Origin of the sequence: Streptomyces katrae, from assembly GCF_000966975.1 — a bacterium.
Classification (GTDB): domain Bacteria; phylum Actinomycetota; class Actinomycetes; order Streptomycetales; family Streptomycetaceae; genus Streptomyces; species Streptomyces katrae.
Map to the genome: position 1 here is coordinate 1 of NZ_JZWV01001296.1, position 4,484 is coordinate 4,484.

General features: G+C 72.1%; 2 protein-coding genes. Both read right to left on the reverse strand.

Annotated features, from left to right (window positions below; genetic code table 11):
- A partial coding sequence (locus VR44_RS36350) for a roadblock/LC7 domain-containing protein (RefSeq protein WP_169791080.1) occupies positions 1–171 on the reverse strand: 171 nt, incomplete at its 3' end.
- On the reverse strand, positions 172–3,954 hold the full coding sequence (locus VR44_RS36355; protein ID WP_045951934.1) for a sensor histidine kinase: 3,783 nt from the start codon (positions 3,952–3,954) through the stop codon (positions 172–174).
- Positions 3,955–4,484 lie beyond the last annotated feature (530 nt).

The following is a 4,484-nucleotide window of genomic DNA, read 5'->3' on the forward strand; positions in this document are numbered from 1 at the left end:
GGAGGCCACGGCCGCCAGCTGGTCGGCGCGGTCACGGGGGAAACCTTCGGACATGGCCAGAAGGAGTCCGTCGGCGGAGACCACCACGGTGTGGGACACCCCGGGGGTGTTGTCCACGAAGTTGGTGATCAACCAGTTCAGGTTCTGTGCCGCCTGGCTCATCGAGCTCAACTATCGCTCCTGCTGGTAAGTGGGGTCGATGTGGTAACTGCCGGTCGCGGGGCCGGAGCCGCCGGCCTGCCGTCCCTGCTGGATACCGCGTCGGAGGTTGGTGAGACGGCCGCGCACGTCGTCCGGAGCACGCGAGACCTGCGGTCCGGCCGGGGCTTCGGCCTGCTGCTGTGCGGTACCGGCGACGAGGTTGGCCCGCGGCACCCGCCGGGGGAGCCCCGAGGTGGTGATCCCGCCGGCGGCGGGCTGGCGCACGCGCTCGGCCTGGCGCATCAGCTCGTCGTTGGGGGAGGACCGCCAGCTGACCTGAGGCGTGCTGCCGGTGACCGCCGTGGCGGGCTCGGCCGCGAGCTCCTGTCCCCGCTGCGGCAGCGGCTGCTGCTGCTGGGGGGCGGGCGCCTGCTGGGGCTGCTGCGGAACGGCCGGCGCCTGTCCGGCGGACGGACCGCCGTTCTGGCCGGACCAGTTCGACTCCAGCGTATCGAAGATCGGACTGCGCAGTTCACCACCGGGCTGGGCCTGGGCCGGGGGCAGCGCCTCGGGCTGGTACGCCTGCGGGAGCTGAGGGGCGTCGGCACGCGGCGCCGGCATGGGCGCGGGGGCGTAGCCGCCGGGCTGCCGGTCCTGGTCCTGCCGGCCGGCGTACCCGCCGACGCCCGGGCCACCGGGGCCGGCCGGGCGGGCGAACTGGCCCGTGGTGGACGGGTCCTGCGGACCGCCCAGCTGGGGGCGCTCGAACTGCCCGGTGGCGGAGGGGTCCTGGGGACCGTGCACGTCGGGGCGGGCGAACTGCCCGGTCGTCGACGGGTCCTGCGGGCCGCGTACGTCGGGGCGCTCGAACTGGCCGGTCGTGGAGTCGGCCGGCGGGTAGGGCGCGCTGAAGTCGGGGCGGGTGAACTCCGCCGTCGAACCGGGGCCCGACAGCTCGTCGTGGCCGCGCGGGGCCTCCTGCCCGGCCTGCCCGGCTCCCCAGCTGGTGCCCTGCTGCGGCATCCCGGCGGACGGACCGCCCGCGCCCGGGAGCTCCGGACGCCCGGCGGCGCCGCCCTGCGGCGGGAGCTGCGGACGCCGGCGCTTGACGGGGGCGCCCTGCTGCTGCGGGACGGCGCCCGGGCCGCCCTGCTGCTGAGGACGCTCGAAGCCGCTGCCCTGCGGCGGGAAGACACCGGGGGCGGAGGCCTGGGGCACGCCCGCGGGACGCGCCTGGGGACCGCTGAAGAGGTTGTTGTCGGCCGGAGCGCCGGCGGGGCCGCCCTGGCCGCGGCCGGGCAGCGGAGCACCGCCGCCGAAGCCGCCCTGGCCCTGCGCCTGGCCCGTCGGGGCGGCGGGACCGCCCTGCGGACGGGGGCCCTGGCCCTGCGGCCGCTGCTGCGGACCGCCGGGACCGCCCTGGCCGGGCAGCGCGGGACGCTGCCCGCCGCCGACCTGACCGCGCTGCTGGCCCGCGCCCACGGGGGGACGCGCACCGGCGCCGGGCACCGCGCCCTGGGCACCGGGGGCACCCTGGCCGCCCGGAGCACCGGCCTGGCCGCCCTGGCCCGGCATCGGACCCGGCTTCTTGCCGCCCTGGGCGACGTCCACCGGAAGCATGACGAGGGCCGTCGTACCGCCCGAGTCGGAGGGGCGCAGCTGGATGCGGATGCCGTGTCGCAGGGACAGGCGGCCGACCACGAACAGACCCATTCGACGGGACACCGAGACGTCGACGGTGGGCGGCGAGGCGAGCCGCTCGTTGATCGCGGCGAGGTCCTCGGGGGAAAGGCCGATACCGGTGTCGTGGATCTCGACCAGCACGCGGCCGTCGGGCAGCGCGTGACCGGTGACCTTGACCTTGGTCTGCGGGGAGGAGAACGAGGTGGCGTTCTCCAGCAGCTCGGCGAGGAGGTGCACGAGGTCGTTGACGACACGGCCGGCGACATCGGTGCCGGGCACCGCCGCCAGCTCGATGCGCTCGTACTGCTCCACCTCGGACGCGGCGGCGCGGAGCACGTCGACGAGCGGGACGGGGCGGGTCCACCGGCGGCCCGGCTCCTCACCCGCGAGGACGAGGAGGTTCTCACCGTTACGCCGCATTCGGGTGGCGAGGTGGTCGAGCTTGAAGAGGGAGGAGAGCTGGTCCGGGTCGGCCTCGCGCGACTCCAGTTCGGAGATGAGCGACAGCTGACGCTGGATGAGGCCCTGGGAGCGGCGCGAGAGGTTGGTGAACATCGCGTTGACGTTGCCCCGGAGGAGGGCCTGCTCGGCGGCGAGGCGGACGGCCTCGCGGTGCACGTCGTCGAAGGCCGCGGCCACCTGGCCGATCTCGTCGCGGGTGTGCAGGCCGACGGACTCCACGGAGGTGTCGACGTCCTGCGGGTCCGACTCCGAGAGCTGCTTGACGAGCTCGGGCAGACGGTCCTGGGCGACGCGCGTCGCGGTGTCCTGCAGACGGCGCAGCGAGCGGATCATGGACCGGGCCATGACGAAGGCGCCGACGAGGGAGACACCGAGGACGAGGAGGATCAGGGCACCGTTGATGATGGCGTCCTGCTGCGACTCGTTCTTGAGCTCGCGGGCCTTCTGCTCCATGTCCTCGAGCAGGGTCAGCTCGATGACCTTCATGGCCTGGAGCTTGGTGTCGTCGGCGTCGTACCAGTCCATCCAGGACCGGTTCTTCTCCTTGGCGAACTGTCCCTGGGTGCTGAGCACGCGGCGGGCGTAGTGGTCGGCGCTGCCGATCTCGGTGTTGCCGTCGCCGAGCGCCGCGAGGAGCTCCTCGGGCTTGCCCTGGTAGACGAGCTCGAAGGTCTTCTTCGCCTGGCTCTCGCCGCGGAGCGCGGAGAGGCCGTAGAGGCGGTCGTTCTCGTCCAGCTTGCCCGGCTTGTCGCTGCTCTCGAGGAGCGAGGCGGCGATGACGGCGCGCTGGATGGAGGCGTACTCCTTGGCGGAGGAGAAGGCGGCCAGGGCGCGGGTGCGCTTGATCATCTCCGGGTTGGAGGTGGCCTGGGCCATGTCCTGCGACAGCGAGAGCAGCGAGACGATCAGGGCGTTGTACTCGGTGACCGTCTGCTGGGCGCCGTTCATGTACGCCTTTTTGCGGATGTCCTCGATGCCCGTGAGCTGGCGGCCGATCTGCAGGATGTTGTTGCGGATCGACTTGAGGGTCTCGTCCTTGTCCTCCGCGCTGTCGACCTTGTCGGTCGCGGAGGCGAAGGCCTTGGCGGCGGCGTCGGTCTGGTCGCGCACACCCTGGACGAGGCTGTTGGCCTTGCCGTCCTTGGTGATCGACATCGGACCGGCCGACTTGTCCCGCTCCTCCTGGAGCATGGCGGCCAGGTTGGTGGCCTGCCGGGTCATCGTCGTCAGCAGCTGCATGTGCTCCAGCTGGGCGATGTCGTTGAGCGAGTCGTTGATGCGGAAGCCACCGAGGGTGGTGGCCGCGACGACGGGCAGGGTCAGCAGCGACACCAGTCGCGTGCTGATGCGCCAGTTCTGCATCGCGAGGCGGGAACCGGAGCTGGGGGCCTTGGGTATCGCCTCGTCCTGCTCCACGGCCTCGGCCTTGGCCTTGCCCTTGGAGCGGCCGGCCTTCGGGGCCTTGCCGGACTTCCCGCGGCCCTTGGCCTTGCCCGAGGGGGAGGGGTCGGGCCCCGCCCCTTCGAATGCCGGGCCGCGGCCCGGGGCGTGCTGGGGCGAGGCGCCACGGTCGGTCCCGCCGAGCGGCTCCTGCTCCGCCGCAGCTTCCCCTCGGCCCTGAAGGGCCTGGGGAGACCCCTTGCCATCCCTCTTGAATCGTCCCTGCACTAGCGTCGCAACCTCTGGACCAGGCGCCCCGCCGGATGAGCGGCGGAACGGTGTCGAGTCGTGGGGCACTGACGGCCCCATGGTGGTCGTCGGTGACCGGCGCGTCTCCCTCTCAATGCCACCGCGCTCGGCGCTCTCTTGCGCCACCTGCGCGCCGGCTGATACCCGCGGCGGTCTCGCGAATTCCAGCACAGTGGGGGATCTCCAACAAGGTGCGCGTGTCGCCCCGGCGAGCCGCTCACGGCTTGTGACGGGCGGGCTACACGACGTGGAAGTCCAATGTGGAGGAATCGGACTTACGCCAATCAAAGCTCGCGCCTGGCAAGGTGTCCCAGTCGAGATGATCAGGAGCGGAATGGCGCATTCAGTGGCGCAATGTCCGTTTCGGGGGCACCAATTGACTGTCAGTTATGTCCGGATTGCCCGCTCGCTGGTGAGCAAACTCACACGGCAATGGCTATTACCAACCGGTTCAGTCGGGGATTCGGATGTTTAGCCTTGCCTGTTAAAGGGTTGGCGCCACACCCGGC